The sequence below is a fragment of the Pseudomonas sp. FW305-96 genome, from assembly GCF_058783825.1.
The window spans coordinates 38439-56801 of the sequence record NZ_JBYSYW010000001.1 but is presented as its reverse complement, the minus strand read 5'-3'; the positions used below and the strand labels follow the sequence as shown (position 1 = coordinate 56801).

Sequence of the window (18363 nt, the reverse complement as noted above, 5' to 3'; positions counted from 1 at the left end):
TGGCAAGGTTTTTTTGCTGACGAAATATTGACAAGATTTTGCGGCGCAACTTTAGTCTTAATCAGTTCGTGGGAACTTTCGCCGCAGGCCTGCTGTCGCCCCGACCCCTCCGCGAATCCTCCGTCGACATTCCTGTAGGAGCAGAACATGACTCGTTTCCTGTTCTTGTACCGAGTGAATGGGCTCTACAGGAAGTTCCCCTCCCACTCGCGAAACCATGGCCCACCCCAGGGTCCGGGTGCGCCGCGCCTGATCGTCGGCGAGCCCTGAACCCCGCGAATTCCAGGTTCGCATCCCGCTCGGCGGGCTGCGCCCGTGTTCGCCACTAACAATCGAACCGCATAACCGTGCACGCCAATGACCGGGCGTGGCGAGCGCCTGCGCCTGCCCGCCGCCCGACAGATCGAGGTCAGCCAACATGGCCAATTTCAGCAAGTCCGACCTGCAATTCATCCTCCAGCAGATCTTCATCGCCGAGGCCCATGCCAACGGCGCCAGCCTCATCGACCTGCTGCCCAACAGCCAGGTGCCGTTCGGCCTGCGCACCGTCGACGGCAGCTACAACAACCTGGTGGCCGGGCAAAGCGAGTTTGGCGCCGCCGACAACGCCTTCCTGCGCCTGATGGATGCCCAGTACCGGGCGGCCTATGCCGGCACCGGCACGGTGAGCGACAGCCAGCCGCGTACCATCAGCAACCTGATCGTTGACCAGACCGCCAACAACCCGGCCGCGGTCGATGCCAACGGTGGCGCCGCCCCGGTGCTCAGCCCCGGCATCGACGGGGTGTTCGGCACCGCTGACGACAAAGAAGTGTTCTTCATCCCCAACCAGTCGCCGGACGCTGGCCTGACCGCCGGCTTCAACGCCTGGATGACCTTCTTCGGCCAGTTCTTCGACCACGGCCTGGACCTGGTCACCAAGAGCAGCAGCCAGATGGTGTTCATCCCGCTGCAACCGGACGACCCGCTGTACGTGGCCAACAGCCCGACCAACTTCATGGTGCTGCCGCGCGCCGTGCGCACGGTCGGTGCCGATGGCGTGCTGGGTACCGCCGACGATGGCCAGCCCAATACCACCTCGCCCTTTGTCGACCAGAGTCAAACCTATAGTTCGCACCCCTCGCACCAGGTGTTCCTGCGCGAGTACGCCCTCGACGCGAGCGGCCATCCGGTGGCGACCGGGCGTTTGATCACCAATCGCGACCTGGGCGCCGATGGCAAGTTCGGCACCAGCGACGATGGCAATGCCGAGAACGGCGGCATGGCTACCTGGGCCGTGGTCAAGGCCCAGGCCCGCGACATCCTCGGCATCAACCTGACCGACGCCGACGTGCATCGGGTGCCGCTGCTGGCCACCGACGCCTACGGCAACTTCCTGCGCGGGCCCAACGGCATGCCGCAGGTGGTGATCCGCGTGGGCAATGGTGCCGACGGCATTGCCGGGACCGCCGACGACATCACCCAGCTGGTCGAAGGCAACCGCGCCGCGCCCATCAGCCTGGCCAATGCCGTGAGCACCGGTCACGGCTTCCTCGACGACATCGCCCACAACGCCGAGCCGGTGCTGGTCGGCGGGGTATTGCAGGCCGATGCCGATACTACCGTGGGCAATGCCCAGCCCATGGGCCCGGGTGGCAACAACCTGAGCTACGACAACGAGCTGCTTGACGCCCACTACATCGCCGGTGACGGCCGGGTCAACGAGAACATCGGCCTGACCGCCGTGCACCACGTGTTCCACTCCGAGCACAACCGCCTGGTCCAGCAGACCAAGGACACTGTGCTTGCCTCTGGCGACCTGGCGTTTCTCAACGAGTGGCTGGCCATCGACGTGGTCGCACTGCCCGCTACGCCCGCCGAGGTGGCCGCGTTGGTGTGGAACGGCGAGCGCCTGTTCCAGGCCGCCAAGTTCGGTACCGAGATGCAGTACCAGCATCTGGTGTTCGAGGAGTTCGCCCGTACCATCCAGCCGCAGATCGACGAGTTCCTCGCGCCCAACGGCTACGACACCTCGATCAACCCGGCGATTCTCGCCGAGTTCGCCCATGTGGTGTACCGCTTCGGCCACTCGATGCTGACCGAGACCGTCGACCGCTTCGATCCGGCGTTCAACCCGATTCTCAGCGACCCGGACAACCCGGACCAGCAACTGGGCCTGATCGCCGCCTTCCTCAACCCGCTGGCGTTCGCCGGCAGTGGTGCCACCGCTGATGAAGCGGCCGGGGCGATCATCCGCGGCGTGACCCGCCAGCTCGGCAACGAGATCGACGAGTTCGTCACCGAGGCACTGCGCAACAACCTGCTCGGCCTTCCCCTGGACCTACCGGCACTGAACCTGGCGCGTGGTCGTGATACCGGTATCCCCTCGCTCAACGAGGCGCGGCGCGAGTTCTACGCGATGACCGGCGACAGCCAGCTCAAGCCCTATATCAGTTGGGTCGACTTTGCCGACCACCTCAAGCACCCGGCGTCGCTGGTCAACTTCATCGCCGCCTATGGCACTCACGCCTCGATCACCTCGGCGACCACCCTGGTCGACAAGCGCGCCGCAGCGCTGGCCCTGGTGCTGGGCGGCAGCGGCGCGCCTTCCGACCGGCTGGACTTCCTCAACGGTACCGGTGCCTGGGCCAACGTGACCAAGGCAGGCAAGGACGGCGTGCTGGGCACCGCGGACGACCTGACCGGGGTGACGGTGACCGGGGTCGACGCCATCGACTTCTGGGTCGGCGGCCTGGCCGAACAGAAGATGCCTTTCGGCGGCATGCTCGGCTCGTCCTTCAACTTCGTCTTCGAGACCCAGCTGGAGGCCCTGCAGAACGGCGACCGCTTCTACTACCTGGCGCGCACCGCCGGGCTGAACTTCGGCGCGGAGCTGGAAAACAACTCGTTCGCCAAGCTGATCATGGCCAACTCGGATGTCACCCACCTGTCCAACACCGTGTTCCTGACGCCGACCTTCACCCTCGAGGTCAACCAGGCCAACCAGTTCACCGGGCTGGGCGGCAACGGTCGCGCCGACCCCACCGGAGGAATCGAGATCAACGGCGTGGAGGTCGTGCCGCTGGTCATTCGCGACAACCCCGACACCGTGGGGCCGGATGGCAACTACCTGCACTACACCGGCGAGGACCATGTGGTGCTCGGCGGCACTGCGGGCGACGACATCATCATCTCCGGCGAAGGTGATGACACGCTGTATGGCGACGGCGGCAACGACTACCTCGAAGGTGGCGCCGGCAACGATGCCGTGCTCGGTGGCGCAGGCGACGACATCATCACCGATGCGTTCGGCGACAACCGCCTGGAGGGCAACGCTGGCAACGACGTGATCGTGGCCGGCAGCATGCTCGCCGCCGGCAACCTGATCCTGGGGGGCGATGGCCAGGACTTCATCATCACCACCGAAGACATCAGCACCACCTTCGGCGGCCAGGGAGACGACTTCATCCTTGGCGCCAAGACCAACCTGCCGCCCACCGGCAACGAGGGCGACGACTGGATCGAGAAGGGCACCCAAGACGGCGCGCCGGGCGATAACTTTGCGCCGCTGCTCACCGATGAAGTGGTGGGCAACGACATCTTTGTCGGTGGCGGCGGCTTCGATGAAATGATCGGTGAGGGCGGCGACGATATCTTCGTCGGCAGCGATGCCCAGGACAAGATGGACGGCATGTCCGGCTTCGACTGGGTCACCTACAAGAACGACCAGGTCGGCGTCACCGCCGACCTGAGCCTGGCCGCGCTGGCGCAGCCCCATGGCAACGCGCCGAACCAGAACACCGGGGTGTTCAACCCGGTCGGCGCCTCGCCGGCGTCGATTCTCGACCGCTTCGCCGAGGTCGAGGGCCTGTCCGGTTCGCGCTTCGCCGACGTGCTCAAGGGCGATGACGTCGATGCGGTGACCATCCTCAACCATGGCGGCACGACGGGCAGTGCTCTGAGCAATGTTGCGCTGATCCGCGGGTTGGCGCAGTTCCTCGCCGACGCCGGGCTGCCGACTACCGGCTTTGCCACCGGCAACATTCTGCTGGGCGGCAATGGCAGCGACTTGATCGAAGGCCGTGGCGGTGACGACCTGATCGACGGCGACAAATGGCTCAACGTGCGCATCGCGGTGTATGCCCCGGACGACGTCAACCACACCGGCCCCGAGATCGCCAGCTTCGACAGCATGGTCGAGATGATCCCGTTCATGCTCGATCGCACCTACAACCCGGGCCAGCTCAAGGCCATCCGCGAGATTCTGCCCGGCACCTCGACCGGCGGCGCCGCCTTCGACACCGCGGTCTTCTCCGGGGTGCAGACCGAGTATGTGGTGACCCAGGATACCCGTGGCACCGCCGACCTGGCAGATGATGTGTGGACCGTGGCCGACACCGTGGCCGGGCGAGACGGCACCGATACCCTGCTGCATATCGAGCGCCTGCAGTTCGCCGATGCCCAGCGCGTGCTGGTGCCGGGGCTGAACGCGCAGCCGACCGGCAGCCCGAGCCTCAGCGACGGCAACGGTGGTGCGATCACCGTCGGCGATATCCTCAGCGTGAGCATGGCTGGCGTGCGTGACGGCGACAATGTCACGGCGGGCAACCCGCTGGGCACCCTGGCCAATGCCTCGGTGTCCTACTACTGGCAGTTCGAGGCCGATCCCGGCAGCGGCGTGTTCCAGGACATCATCCTGCTGCCGGCCGGCGACCTGGCGTTCCAGAGCGCCGATGGCACCGCGTTCAAGGTGTCGCCGGACCTGGCCGGGCTGTCGCTGCGGGTCAAGGCGATCTACCAGGACGGACATGGCACCACCGAGGTGCTGTTCAGCGCGCCCACCAGCGTGGTCGAGGCCGGCGCTCCCGTTGTGCCGACCACGCCGACGCCGGTGGTCGATGCCAGCGCGGGGGGCGATGGCCTGCACATGGTCCGCTCCGACCTCAACTTCATCCTGGCCCAGATCAAGATCGCCGAGGCGGACGCCGCCGGGCAGGACATCCTCTCGTTGATCCCCAACATCCGCGCGCCCCTGGGCCTGCGTGCGGTCGATGGCTCGAACAACAACCTGATGAACCTCAATGGCCACGACCACACTGGCTATGGCGCCGCCGACCATGTCTTCCCGCGCCTGACCGACCCCGTGTTCAACGCTGCCGAGGGCGCGCCCGCCGGGTTCTTCGGTCCGGGTTCGCCGGCCATTCCCGGCTCGTCCTACCAGCAGACCAGCGGCTACGTGTTCGACTCGCAGCCACGCACCATCAGCAACCTGATCGTCGACCAGACCTCGAACAACCCGGCGGCCTACGCCAGCGCCTACGACCCCGGCGCCAACGGCGTGCTGGACTTCGGCACCCCCGGCAACGACGACCAGCTCAAGGACGGTGTGCGGGTGGTCGCCAGCCCGGGCATGGACGGCCAGTTCGGCACCAGCGACGACCATGATGTCTTCCTGTTCGAGAACACCTCGGCGGATGCCGGGCTGTCGGCGCCGTTCAACGCCTGGATGACCTTCTTCGGCCAGTTCTTCGACCACGGCCTGGACCTGGTCACCAAGGGCGGTTCAGGGACCATCTTCATCCCCCTGCAGCCGGACGATCCGTTGTACGTGCCAGGCGGCGCCGCCAACTTCATGGTGCTGACCCGAGCCACCAACCTGCCAGGGCCGGACGGTATCCTCGGCAACGCCGATGACATCCATGAGCACAGCAACACCACCACACCGTTCGTGGACCAGAACCAGACCTACAGCTCGCACCCCTCGCACCAGGTGTTCCTGCGCGGCTACCAGCTCACCGCCAGTGGCCCAATCGCCACCGGCCGGCTGATCACCAATCGTGACCTGGGCGCCGACGGCAAGTTCGGTACCGGCGATGACAGCGAGATCGGTGGCATGGCCACCTGGAAGGTGGTCAAGGCCCAGGCCAACGATGTTCTCGGCCTCCGCCTGACCGACGCCGACGTCGACAATGTGCCGCTGTTGGCCACCGACGCCTATGGCAACTTCATCAAAGGGCCGCATGGCTATCCGATGGTGGTGATGAAGGGCGCCGACGGCCTGGGCGGCACTGCTGACGACGTGCTGGTCGAAGGCAACCCGCTGGCGCCGATCGACCTGACCAACGCCGTGCGCACCGGCCACCAGTTCCTTGCCGATATCGCCCACAATGCCGTGCCAGTGCTCACCGGTGGAGTGCTGGCCCCCGACGCCGACGCTGCCACCGGCAACGCCGTCCCGGTCAACCCGCATACCGGCGCCAACCTGGCCTACGACAACGAACTGCTGGACGCGCACTACATCGCCGGGGATGGCCGGGTCAACGAGAACATCGGTCTGACCGCCGTGCATGCGATCTTCCACGCCGAGCACAACCGACTGGTGGCGCAGACCCAGGACACCGTGCTCGACTCGGGCGACCTGGCCTTCCTCAACGAGTGGCTGCTAACCCCGGTCAGCACCTTGCCAGTCAACCAGGCCGAGATCGATGCGCTGGTGTGGAACGGCGAGCGGTTGTTCCAGGCGGCCAAGTTCGGCACCGAGATGCAGTACCAGCACCTGGTGTTCGAGGAGTTCGCCCGCACAATCCAGCCGCGCGTCGACCTGTTCTTCGCCCCGACCCAGGTCTACGACGTCGACCTCGATGCCTCGATCGTCGCCGAGTTCGCGCACACCGTGTACCGCTTCGGTCACTCGATGCTGACCGAAACAGTCGACCGTTTCGACATCGACTTCAAGGTCATCGGTGACCCGGCCAGCGCCAACCCTGAGCAGCAGATAGGCCTGATCGCGGCGTTCCTCAACCCGTTGGCGTATGCCGCCAGCGGTGTGACACCGGAGGAGGCGACCAGCGCCATCGTACGTGGGGTGACCCGCCAGGCCGGCAACGAGATCGACGAGTTCGTCACCGAGGCGCTGCGCAACAACCTGCTCGGCCTGCCACTGGACCTGCCCGCGATCAACATCGTCCGGGGCCGCGATGTCGGCATCCCCTCGCTCAACGCCGTGCGCCGCGACATCTTCGGGCAGACCGGCGACACCCAGCTCAAACCCTATACCAGCTGGGTCGACCTGGTGCAGCACTTGAAGCATCCGGAATCGCTGATCAACTTCATCGCGGCCTATGGCACCCACGGCAGCATCACTTCGGCCCATACCCTGGACGACAAGCGTGCCGCGGCGCTGGCCCTGGTGCTCGGCGGCGCCGGCGCGCCGAGCGACCGCCTGGACTTCCTCAACGGCAGCGGTACCTGGGCCAACGTGACCCTGGCGGGCAAGGATGGGGTGATGGGCACCGCCGATGACCTCAAGGGTGTGACGGTGACCGGCGTCGATGCCATCGACCTGTGGATCGGCGGCCTGGCCGAGGCCAAGACGCCGTTCGGCGGCATGCTCGGCAGTACCTTCAACTTCGTGTTCGAGAACCAGCTGGAGAAACTGCAGGACGGCGACCGCTTCTACTACCTGGAGCGCACCGCCGGCTTGTCGATGAACGCGGAGCTTGAGAGCAACTCGTTCGCCAAGCTGATCATGGCCAACACCTCGGCCACCCACCTGCCGGGGCTGGTGTTCTCCGACCCTGGTTTCTACCTGGAACTGGACCGCGGCAAGCAGTACAACGATGGCTTGGGCAACGCCGACCCGCTGGGGGAAAACGGCCAGCAGGTGGTGTTCCGCGACAGCCCGCTGACCGATGGTCCCGACAGCAACTACATCCGCTATGCCGGTGACCAGCACATTGTGCTGGGTGGCACCCAGGGCGACGACATCCTCGTCTCCAGCGAAGGCGATGACACGGTCTGGGGCGATGGCGGCAACGACCGTATCGAAGGGGGCTATGGCAACGACCAGCTGCGCGGTGGCGCTGGCGACGACATCATCAGCGACATGGGCGGCGACGATAACATCCAAGGCGGCGACGGCAACGATGTGCTGCATGGCGGCAATGGCGTCAACCTGATCATCGGCGGCTTCGGCAACGACTTCATCGTCACCGGCGAGGATGCCTCCGAAGCCATCGGCGGCCAGGGCAACGACTTCATCCTCGGCAGCAAGGCCAACGAGCAGGACATGGGCAACGAAGGCGACGACTGGATCGAGAAGGGCACCTCGGACGGCGCCCCCGGCGACAACTTCGACCCCCTCGGCAACGATCCGGTGATCGGCAACGACGTGTTCGTTGGCGGCAACGAGAACGACAAGTTCAACGGCGAGGGCGGCGACGACATCATGGTCGGCAGCCTCGGCTTCGGCGACCGCTATATCGGCGGCTCGGGCTATGACTGGGCAACCTTCAAGGGCCTGGCCCAAGGCGTGAGCATCGACTACAGCGACCGCTTCTTCGATGTGCCGCCGGTTCCGGGCTCGGGGGCTTCGGCGCTGGTGCGCTTCGACATCATGGAAGGCCTGTCGGGCTCGGCGCATGGCGACTTCCTGCGCGGCGACAACGAGGACGCCACCTCGCTGCCGACTGCCGGGGCCACCGGCAGCGTGCTCACCAACATCAGCCTGATCAACGGCCTTGCCGGGCTGCTGCCCGCCGGCGCGACCTTCTACGATGGCGGCAACATCATCCTCGGCGGCAGTGGCAGCGACCTGATCGAAGGGCGTGGCGGCGACGACATCCTCGATGGCGACAAGTGGCTGAACGTGCGCATCAGCGTGCGCGCCAACAACGACGGCAGCGGGGCGGAAATCGCTTCGTTCGACAGCATGGAGCCGATGGTGCCGCTGATGCTCAAGGGCACCTACAACCCCGGACAGCTGGTGATCGTGCGGGAGATCCTCAGCGGTACCGACCAGTACGATACCGCGCTGTTCTCCGGCATCGCCACCGACTACCGCATCGTCGTCGAGGGCAACACCGTGATCGTCACCGACACGGTGGTCGGACGCGACGGCGTCGATCGCCTGACCGGTATCGAGCGCCTGCAGTTCGCCGACGGTGCCCAGGCCTCGGGCGTGGGTAGCGCCGTCAACAACGGCCCGACCGGTCACCTGGCAATTGTCGACGATGCCAGCGGTCTGCGCGACGACACGCCGGTCGCGGGCCAACTGCTGCGGGTCAGCAACCTGGCGGTGCACGATGCCGACAACCAGGGCGCGGCCAACCCGAGCGGTGCGCTGAACGGGCCGGTGGCTTACTACTGGCAGGTCGAGAGCATCCCCGGCACGGGCGTGTATGAGGACATCACCTTCGTCGCCGCCGGCGAAGCGTCGCGGGCGACCGGCAGCACCTATCGAGTGGCGGACGATGTCGCCGGCCTCAACATCCGTGTGCGGGCGGTGTACCAGGACGCCAAGGGCACCTTGGAAATCGTCGACTCCTCGACCAACAGCGCGCCCAGCAGCGGGCCCGCCGTGGCCGGGCTGCTGGTGCAGAACCAGGTGCTGAGCGCCAACCCGGCGACCATCGTCGACGCCGACGGCATCGGCGGCGCGCCGTTCACCTTCCAGTGGCAGATGAACAACGGTGGGGGTTGGGTGGATATCGCCGGAGCCACCGCCAGCACCTTCACCCTCGGCCAGCCCCAGGTCGGCCAGCATGTGCGGGTGCAGGTGGGCTACGTGGACACCTTCGGCGTGGCCGAGCGCGCCGCCAGCGACATCCTCGGCCCGGTGGCCAACGTCAACGACGCGCCGACCGGCGCGGTGCTGATCAGCGACACCACGCCGGACCAGGGGCAACTGCTGACTGCGTCGACCGCCGGCATCGCCGACCTCGACGGGCTGGGGGCCTTCAGCTTCCAGTGGCAGCAGGGCGTGGCTGGCAACTTCGTCAACATCGCCGGCGCCACCGCAGCCAGCTACACCCCGGGCTTCGCCCAGGGCAACCAGCAACTGCGGGTGATCGTGCGCTACACCGACGGCTTCGGCGCCCAGGAGACGGTGACCTCCGCGGCGACCAACGCGGTGCGCCTGCTGAGTGGCGTCACGCTGGTGGGTACCAATGCGGCGAACACGCTCACCGGTGGCGTCGGCAACGATGTGCTGCGTGGCCTGGGCGGCAACGACACGCTCAATGGCCTGGGGGCCGTCGACCAGCTGTTCGGCGGGGTGGGCAACGACATCCTCAACGGCGGCGACGACGATGACTTCCTGTTCGGTGAGGACGGCAACGACACCCTCAACGGTGGCCTTGGCGCGGATGCCATGGACGGCGGCCTCGGCAACGACACCTTCGTGGTCGACAATGCCGGCGACAGTGTCATCGAGGTGGCCGGTGGCGGCACCGACCTGGTGCAGACCAGCCTGCTCAGCTACCAACTGGGCGCCAATGTCGAGAACCTCACCTACACCAGTAGCGGCAACTTTACCGGCACCGGCAACGCACTGGCCAACACCCTCACGGGTGCTGCCGGCAACGACCGGCTCGATGGCGGGGCAGGTGGTGACCGAATGGTAGGCGGTGCCGGCAACGACACCTACATTGTCGACTCAGCCTCGGATGTGGTGGTCGAGGCAGGCGGTGGTGGCACCGACACCGTGCTGACCGCGCTGGCCAGCTACAGCCTGGGTGCCAACGTCGAGAACCTGACCTTCACCGGCGTCGGCAATTTCGTCGGCACCGGCAACGGGCTGAACAACGTCATCACCGGCGGTGTCGGCAACGATACGCTCACGGGCGACGGTGGTAACGACACCCTCATCGGCAACGCGGGCAACGACACGCTCAATGGCGATGCCGGCAACGACCAGTTGATCGGTGGCCTTGGCGCGGACAGCCTCAACGGTGCTGGTGGTGATGACAGCCTCGACGGCGGTGACGGCAGCGACACGCTCAATGGCGGCGTCGGCAACGATACGCTGCAGGCCGGGGCCGGCAACGACAACCTCGACGGTGGTGTCGGCATCGATGTGCTGGCCGGTGGCGATGGCGACGACACGGTACTGGGTGGGGGCGGCAACGATGTGGTGCAGGGTGGCAACGGCAATGACTTCGTCGATGGCGGTGCCGGTGACGACATCGTCAGTGGCGGGGCTGGCAACGACACGCTGGTCGCCAACGACGGCAACGATATCTTCCAGTTCGCGGCGGGCTTCGGCACCGATCAGGTGTTCGGTTTCGACGCCGCCCCGGCAGGCGGCCAGGACCGGCTGGATATCACGGCACTGAGCATTACCGCGGCGACCTTTGCCGTCAGTGTCAGCATTGCCGATGTGGGTGCCGATACGCTGGTGAGTTTCGGTGGGCCTGACTCCATCCGCCTGGTTGGGGTGGGGGATGCGACCAGCGTGACGGCGGCGGACTTTATCCTGACGTCCTGAAGATGGTGTGTCACATCACAGGCATGCCTGCTCCTGCAAGACCAGCCATGCCCGTGACAGCAGGCGCGTTTCAGGGTTTATACGAAAAGTGCCCGAGCGGCTTTGCGTACAAACCCTGGAACAGACCTGCAACGCTCATCTTCGACACCTGCCGATGCCCTGTCGACTTTTATCTTTTTTTGACTTTTTTCAATGCTGAATCAATGTGTTGAGCACTTTAAAACAAGTCGAAACACTTTCCGCTCTGGTAATTTCCTACGCAAAAGGTAGTTTTTCTCCGACGCCGCCGAACCCCACTTCGACAGCGTGTTTGAAACCACTGTCTGTACCAGCAAGTACAAAAACAAATGGCCTGAGCAAGTTGGCGTGGTGGAACTGGATGCAACTTCCAAGTTTTGCCGGGGCCAGTGTTGTACCTGTGCGTGCGGGCAACCTTAGTTTGCCAATCATCAAGAAGGAACATGCATGATGACTTTCGAAATGGACATGATGAAAGCTGGTGTACGCCCTGATGCCCTGAAAGCCGGTGTTCGTCCGGATGCGCTCAAGGCCGGGGAGCGGCCGGATGCCATGAAGGCTGGTGTTCGGCCAGACGCGATGAAGGCAGGCGTGCGTCCTGACGCCTGATTGCTGCCAGAGCCGGCCACCGGGAACCGCCGGTGACCGGCTTATGCAACCGTAACGTTGTTATTCATTGGCGCAAGGGAATGTCTGTCTATGTTTGACGTAAAGTTGTGGGATGGTTTTGACCAGAAGACCGCAAACGGGCGGGCGCCTTACTTGTTTGAATCGGTCCTGCCATTGAGTGAAGGCTTTGCCGGGCCGCAAACAGTAGAGCAAGCGTTTTATGCCCTGGCCGAGCAGACTTTGCGCGAAAGTACCGACTGCCGTATTCGGGTCTATGATGGCGAAGCACGCCGGGATGAACTTATCGACCAGGCCCATGAGCAGCCTCGCCTCGACAACGAGTCGCTGGTCGCCTTCATGCAGCGCCTCACCGGCAAGCAACGCTTCAGCCTGGTGATCAACAACCTTGAACAAATCAGCCCGCAACTGGCGGCAGACTTCGGTCGCTTCATCCGCTCGTTCTTCGAGTTCCGCGGCATGCCGATTGGCGGCGTGGAACAGGCCGCATTCTGTGGCAACTATGCCGGCACGGCCTTCGGTATCCATGAAGGCTTCGAGCATGCCTTCCTTTGCCACCTCGGCCCCGGGGTGAAGGACTTCTATTGCTGGACCCGTGAAGAATACCTGGCCCTCGCCGGAGGGCGTGCACCGACCTTTGCCGATGCCGGCGCCTACGAGGCGTTGCTCAAGACCGGCAAGCTGTTCGTGCTCAAGCCTGGTGACGTGTTGTATCTGCCTGCCTCGGTCTATCACATTGGCCGGCAGGACCAGTATTCCGTGTCGGTGGCGCTGCCGTTCTATACCTATCCGCTGACCCGGTTTCTCGCTCGCCGGGTGATCCCCGACCTCAGTGAGCAAAGCCTGCCGTTCGATCAGGAAGGCATTTCGGCACTGCTGCCATTCGGCAGTCGCAACCCGCTGCTGTTACCGCTCGGGCAACTGCTCGACGATACATTGCGGCGCTGGAGCGACGGTGCGCTGCCGGAGTACCTCGGCTATCACTGGCATCGCCTGGTCAGCAATGGTGGTTGGGAGCTGCCGCGGGCCATCTCGGCGCAGGTGCGCGAGGAACGCGCATTGCACGAGCCGCTGGCGCTCACGATAGGGCAGCATGTTCGGTTGCGCGAACCGTTCCGCATCAGTCAGCAGGCGGCGTTAGGTTGTGCTGTTGGACAGCGGCGGGTCTTCGCTGCCGCGCGCAGCGTGGTGCTGGACGACCCTGACGGCAGCCATGGGGCATGGCTGGAGCAACTGAACAACCATGATGCCCTGCAGGTGCTTACCGAGCAGCAGCGTGTGGTCGGCCAGGTGCTCTCGCGCACCGGCTGCCTGGAAGCGTTCTGAACATGAACAAGGAGCGTTGAGCATGTACCGAGACTTTCCCAGCCTGGTGGATGATGACCTCGACCAGGCAAGCGCCACCCGCCAGGTGTTCGAGCAAGCGATTGGCCAAGGCCATGCAGTCATCACCGGGCAAAGCCTTATCAGCGAACATTTCGACCCATTGATTGCCCGTGTCTACCAGCAGATCTGGCAGCGGGTCGGCCCGTTGCAACTGAGTGCGGACGAGGCGCGCCTGTACATCGGCGAACTGTCGGTGTTCGCCCGCTACAATTCGACCTTGCTGTTGCGGGCGGCCGACACGGTGCGCGGCTTCTGTCCGGAGCTGGCCCAGGAACTGACGCGCAACTACCTGGAGGAGGGCGGCGAGCGCGGCAAGCTGCCGGCACACTATGTGGTGTTCAGTGGGGCGTTGATCGCCGACCTTGGTCTGCGTGTCAACGGCTGGATGCCCAGGGCGGCCTCCACCCGCAGCCTGGTTTCGTTGATCGACGTGCTGGCGTGGTCGCACTGCCCCTCGACCATCCTTGGCATGTACTACGCCACCGAGGCGGTGGCTATCGCCGAGACCCGCCTGCTGCAGGCCATCACCGACCGGCTCGGGGTAGTGCTGGGGCGTGGCTGCGGCGACGATCTCCCCCGGTTGCACGATTATTACCGCATGCACCTGGATGAAGAGCATGCCGCAGCCAACGGCAAGGTGGCGGTGGAGCAGGGGCATCAGGACGGCATTGCCCATTTCATTCGCCAGGCTCCGCTGTTCGGCTTCCTCCAGCCGCAGGTGATCGACGGCTTCCTGCAGATGCTCAACCCCTTCGTCGACCAGTGGGTGGAACTCAGTGCCATGGTCGACGCGGCACGCGATGGCAAGGAGCCGGTAGCCCGATGAAAACCACCGTCTACAAAGGCGGCTGCCTGTGCGGCCGCATCCGCTTCATCGCCACTGGCGTGCCGCGTTTTCCGCATACCTGTTCGTGCAGCATGTGCCAACGCCACTCGGGCAGCTTGACGCTGTGCTGGGTGGAGTACGACAAGGACGCCGTGGAGTGGGTGGGAGAGGGTGGCATGCCGGCCCTGTACCGCTCTTCGGAGCACTCGAGCCGGGCGTTCTGCCCCACGTGCGGCAGCAGCATCGGCGCCATCGACGACGCGCCCACCGTGGGCCTGTTGCTGGGCTGCTTTGACGCCAAGGGCGACAAGGCGCTGCGCCCGACCTCCCACTCGTTCACATCGTCCCGTCCACGCTGGTGGAAGATCGACCCCCAACCCTGAGCTGACTGCGGGCCGTGCGCGGCCCGCCACAAGGAGTGTGCATGTCCCCCGACACCCATCCGGTGCTCTACAAGGCGCTGATGCTGCGGCGTATCCGCCAGATGCTCGACAGCGCAGGCTACCTCGAGATCATGACCCCCATCCTGCGGCGTTATCCCGGTGATGCCGACCGTCCTCGCCTGCAGTTGAGCGATGGTCGCTGGCTGCGGGAATCCTCGGCCTTTGCCTTGCGTTGCAACCTGCAATACGCGCCGGCGGTCTACGAACTGGCGGCGTGCTTCCGGCCGGATGCGCTGGATGCCACCCACCTGCCCGAGTTCACCATGCTCGATCTCTATCGCCAGGATGCCAGCCTTGGTGAAATGCTGGACCTGGCTTGCCGGCTGGTGCAAGCCTTCTATCCGGGGCCGATCCAGGTGCTCTCGTTCGCCAGCCACCTGCGTGATGACCTGGGTATCGACCTGTTCGCCGATCCGGCGGCCGGGGATGCGCTGGTGCGAACTTTCCGCCAGCTGTATGACGAGCCGGATATCTCGCCGCTGTGGTTGATCGACCGCTACATCACCGAGCAGATCGAGCCTTTGTCGCGTGGCTGCTGCATGGTGGTGACCGACTTCCCGCTGTTGCCGGAGGTGCGTGCCAGGCGGCGTGACGGCGCTGGCGCGATCGTCGAGCGTTTCGAGATACTCATCGATTGCGTGGAAGTGGTCCATGGCTATACCGACGAGGACGACCCGGACCGCTTCGAGGCCCAGGCCCGTCACCTGGCCAGTTTCGGCCCTGAGGACGCGATCATGTGCGCCTTGATGCGCGACGGCAGCGTACCGTCACGCAGCGCCGGTTTCGGTGTCGGGATCGAGCGCTTGTGTCGCATGGGGTTGGGGCTGGACAGTGTCGAGCCGCTGCGTACCTCACTACCTTTCACCGCGCCCTAGGGCTGTTCAGCGAGGACTTGCGATGCCGCCGCTCGAACAACTGTTACCCATGGCGCTGCTTGCCGCGCTGATCCTGGTGGTGCCGGGGCCTACCAATACCTTGCTGTTCTCGGCTGGCCTGCAGGTCGGCCTGCGCCGCGCCTTGCCCCTGGTCGGTGCGGAGGCGGCAGGCTATGGCCTGTCGATACTGGCCTGGGGCAGTGTCCTGCTGGTGGTTGCGGCAGACCGGCCCTGGCTGCTGAGTGGCATGAAATGGCTGTGCGCGCTGTACCTGCTGTGGCTGGCGATCAAGCTATGGCGATGTGGCGCGGCGCGCCTGGTGGCGGAGCGACGCAGCGCGGGGCGTCTCGAGGTGTTCCTGGCGACCTTGCTCAACCCCAAGGCCTTTCTGTTCGCCAGTAGCGTCTTTCCGCTGTCGGCGTTCCAGTCGGTGCAGCAGTTTGCCTGGTTCATGGGGGTGTTCCTGCTGGTGCTGGTCCCGATCGGCAGCCTGTGGACCTGTATCGGCCACCTGCTGACCTTGCGCAGCGCCTGGTCTATGCATGCTGGCACTTTCCTGCGCACAGCCTCGGTGATGCTGATGCTGTTTTCTGCCTCGATCGCCTACTCCACGCTGGACGGGACGGACGAGCGCGCCGAGCAGGTGGCGCTGGGCCGCATCCTGCTGCCCATGGCCTGACCCATGAACCCCGCTAAGGAAGCTCACCATGTTCAACACACTGTGCACTGGCCTGCTGGCTGGTGTGTGCAACCTGCTGCTGACCGGACTGGCCAGTGCTGCCGGTAGCCTGACGCTGTACAACTGGGAGAGTTACACCAGCCCTGAGTTGTTGGCCAGGTTCGAGCAGACCCACGGCATCAAGGTGCGGCTGATCGAGTACCGCACCAGTGAAGCGGCGCTGGCCGAGTTGCGCGAGGGCAAGATAGAGGCGGACCTGGCGGTGGTCGCCAGCAACTTTCTGCCCGCCTGGCGCGAGGCGCGCCTGCTGCGGCCAAGCGAGGCGGCTAGCCTGGCCAACTTCCGGCATGTTCAGGCCGCCTGGGCCGATCCGCCATTCGACCCACGGCGCGAGCATTCTCTGCCATGGGCCTGGGGTGTGGTGGGTGTGACGGTGCATGCCGACCGCTACAGCGGCGATATCGATACCTGGTCGGTGGTCCTGGACCCACCGACGGCCTTGGTCGGCACCATCAATATCGGCGCCGACCTCAACGAAGTGATCTACGCCGCGGTGCGCCTGCATGGCGGGCGCATGTGCGAGGCCGATCCCGTGCTGATGGCCAAGGTGCGGACGACCTTGCTCAAGGCGAGGCCGGCCTGGAAGGCGCTGGACTACGGCAGCGTGGCAATGATGGCCAGCGGGCATTTCCAGGCAAGCATCGACTGGAACGGCGCGGCCCTGCGCCAGCGCCTGGCCAATGCCCACATCCATTTTGGCCTGCCGCGCGAGGGGACACAGGTGTTCAGCGACAGCCTGGTACTGCTGGCGCAGGCGCGCAATGCGGAGAACGCGCGGTTGTTCATGGACTTTGTGCTCGAGCCGCGCAATGCCGCGCTCAATTCGACGTTTCACGGCTATGCCACAGGCATCGAAGGCGCCGATGCTTTTCTGCCCGAGCACCTGAAGACAGCGCCCGAACTGAATATCCCTCAGGCGGTGCTGGACAACGCCGAGTTCACCTTGGCCTGCCCGCCTGCGGTACAGGCGCGCTACGCCAGCCTGTGGGAAGAGTTGCAGCGCTGGCCGGCAAGCGCTGCGCTGCGGTGAGATCAGCGTACTGCTCGACGAAACAATCCGCCTTGCCCGCCAACATCACTATACGTCCGCCGGTTGCTCCACTTCATCCACGTAGGCCTCGAAGAACCAGTCGGGTATATCTTCATTGCGGTACTCCAGTTGCACGCCATCGGTGATTTCTGCCAGCCACACCGCGCTCTGCCCGGAGTTGTCGAACACATAGGCACGATGGCTGGCGGCGATGGCCTCCGGGAGCAGGTCGAGGGAGCGCTCGTAACGGCTGCGCACCAGATCGTCCCTGACGGGATGGCCGCCAGCCCGCACGCGAATGGCGACCCGCTCGATATTGATCCGCGGGTTTTCGGTCGAGACGAAATAGAGGTAGGTGCGATAGCCCTGGGCTTGTGCCAGGCGCATGAATTCGATCTTGCTTGGGTGCGACATGACGCTTTCGAAGGTGAAACTCTGCTTCGCCTCCAGCAGACGCTGGCGGATGAAGTCGGCGATTACCGAGGCGAAGTACGAGTTCACTGGCACTGCACGGTAGTCGATCCGGTTGTCGAGCAGTTGCAGCTGCCGGGCGTGCATGGCCAGTTGCCGGGATGCAATCAGATGATGATCGAGATGGAAGGTCAGCAGTTCGGCCAGAGTGGCCTGGATACCGAACGGGACGAGGTCGATGAAGCCGCTGTCCTTTGCCTCTTGCTCGAGTTCGTCGGCATTGACGAAAAAGCGTGTCAGCGCCGCAGGCAGGCTGGCCTTGATGGTGCTCTTGCCCGAGCCGTTGGGGCCCGCAAAAACACGCAGCCTAGGCACGCCCGCCGGCCGTCTGGTCATCGACCCTGCGCACACTGATCATTTCGCCGACACGGACCTTGCGCCGGGGGCTGGCCTTGGCCAGAACGGTTCGGGCACCATCGGCCGCGACGCGCACCAGTTCACCGTCATCGACACACAGCACGCCGCGCTGGCTGGCCTGCAGGGCACGCAGGTAGGCCGAATGCGTGGCCTCGCTGGCGTGCAGGGGAATCTGTTGTTCAAGGGTATCGAGGTCCCGTTCGGAGACCTTCTTCGCTTTTGCTGCCATCGCTGGACACCTCCGCGCAATGCGAAACCGCTTGCGCACATGGGAGGCATCATAGCGTCGACGCTGTAAAAAGGCATCAAGGAGGGTCATAGGGCTGTCCTGAAGTGGATTCGCCGC

The 18363-nt window shown here is 64.9% G+C and carries 10 protein-coding genes; 8 read left to right on the top strand and 2 right to left on the bottom strand.

Going from position 1 to position 18363, the window contains the following annotated elements; genetic code table 11:
* Positions 1-418: 418 nt before the first annotated feature.
* From AC3WL2_RS00275 to AC3WL2_RS00240, 8 genes are all read left to right on the top strand, one after another.
* Positions 419-11245 (top strand): peroxidase family protein, encoded by a 10827-nt coding sequence (locus tag AC3WL2_RS00275; RefSeq protein WP_102683346.1) that lies wholly within the window; start codon positions 419-421, stop codon positions 11243-11245.
* A gap of 465 nt (positions 11246-11710) precedes the next feature.
* Positions 11711-11872: a hypothetical protein gene (locus AC3WL2_RS00270; RefSeq protein WP_173862437.1), complete on the top strand. Its 162-nt coding sequence runs from the start codon at positions 11711-11713 to the stop codon at positions 11870-11872.
* Positions 11873-12025: 153 nt separating this feature from the next.
* A complete protein-coding gene (locus AC3WL2_RS00265; RefSeq protein WP_256582502.1) occupies positions 12026-13216 on the top strand; it encodes a cupin domain-containing protein in 1191 nt (396 codons plus the stop codon).
* Positions 13217-13238: 22 nt separating this feature from the next.
* Positions 13239-14102 carry a DUF3865 domain-containing protein gene (locus AC3WL2_RS00260; RefSeq protein WP_102683343.1) on the top strand — a complete coding sequence of 288 codons (864 nt, stop codon included), beginning with the start codon at positions 13239-13241 and terminating at the stop codon, positions 14100-14102.
* Positions 14099-14485 (top strand): GFA family protein, encoded by a 387-nt coding sequence (locus tag AC3WL2_RS00255; protein WP_102683342.1) that lies wholly within the window; start codon positions 14099-14101, stop codon positions 14483-14485. The genes AC3WL2_RS00260 and AC3WL2_RS00255 overlap by 4 nt, the downstream gene beginning before the upstream one ends.
* 41 nt (positions 14486-14526) lie before the next feature.
* Complete coding sequence (locus AC3WL2_RS00250) at positions 14527-15420, top strand: amino acid--tRNA ligase-related protein (protein WP_102683341.1); 894 nt, start codon at positions 14527-14529, stop codon at positions 15418-15420.
* A gap of 22 nt (positions 15421-15442) precedes the next feature.
* Positions 15443-16099 (top strand): LysE family translocator, encoded by a 657-nt coding sequence (locus tag AC3WL2_RS00245; protein WP_102683340.1) that lies wholly within the window; start codon positions 15443-15445, stop codon positions 16097-16099.
* Between the two features lie 28 nt (positions 16100-16127).
* Positions 16128-17189: an extracellular solute-binding protein gene (locus AC3WL2_RS00240; protein WP_102683339.1), complete on the top strand. Its 1062-nt coding sequence runs from the start codon at positions 16128-16130 to the stop codon at positions 17187-17189.
* A gap of 48 nt (positions 17190-17237) precedes the next feature.
* Here the strand turns inward: AC3WL2_RS00240 and AC3WL2_RS00235 are convergent, their stop codons facing one another.
* The gene (locus AC3WL2_RS00235; RefSeq protein ID WP_102683338.1) at positions 17238-17996 is read right to left on the bottom strand and encodes an ATPase; all 759 of its coding nucleotides are present in this window, start codon (positions 17994-17996) and stop codon (positions 17238-17240) included.
* The gene (locus AC3WL2_RS00230) at positions 17968-18246 is read right to left on the bottom strand and encodes a hypothetical protein (protein ID WP_102683337.1); all 279 of its coding nucleotides are present in this window, start codon (positions 18244-18246) and stop codon (positions 17968-17970) included. The genes AC3WL2_RS00235 and AC3WL2_RS00230 overlap by 29 nt, the downstream gene beginning before the upstream one ends.
* Between the last annotated feature and the right edge of the window lie 117 nt (positions 18247-18363).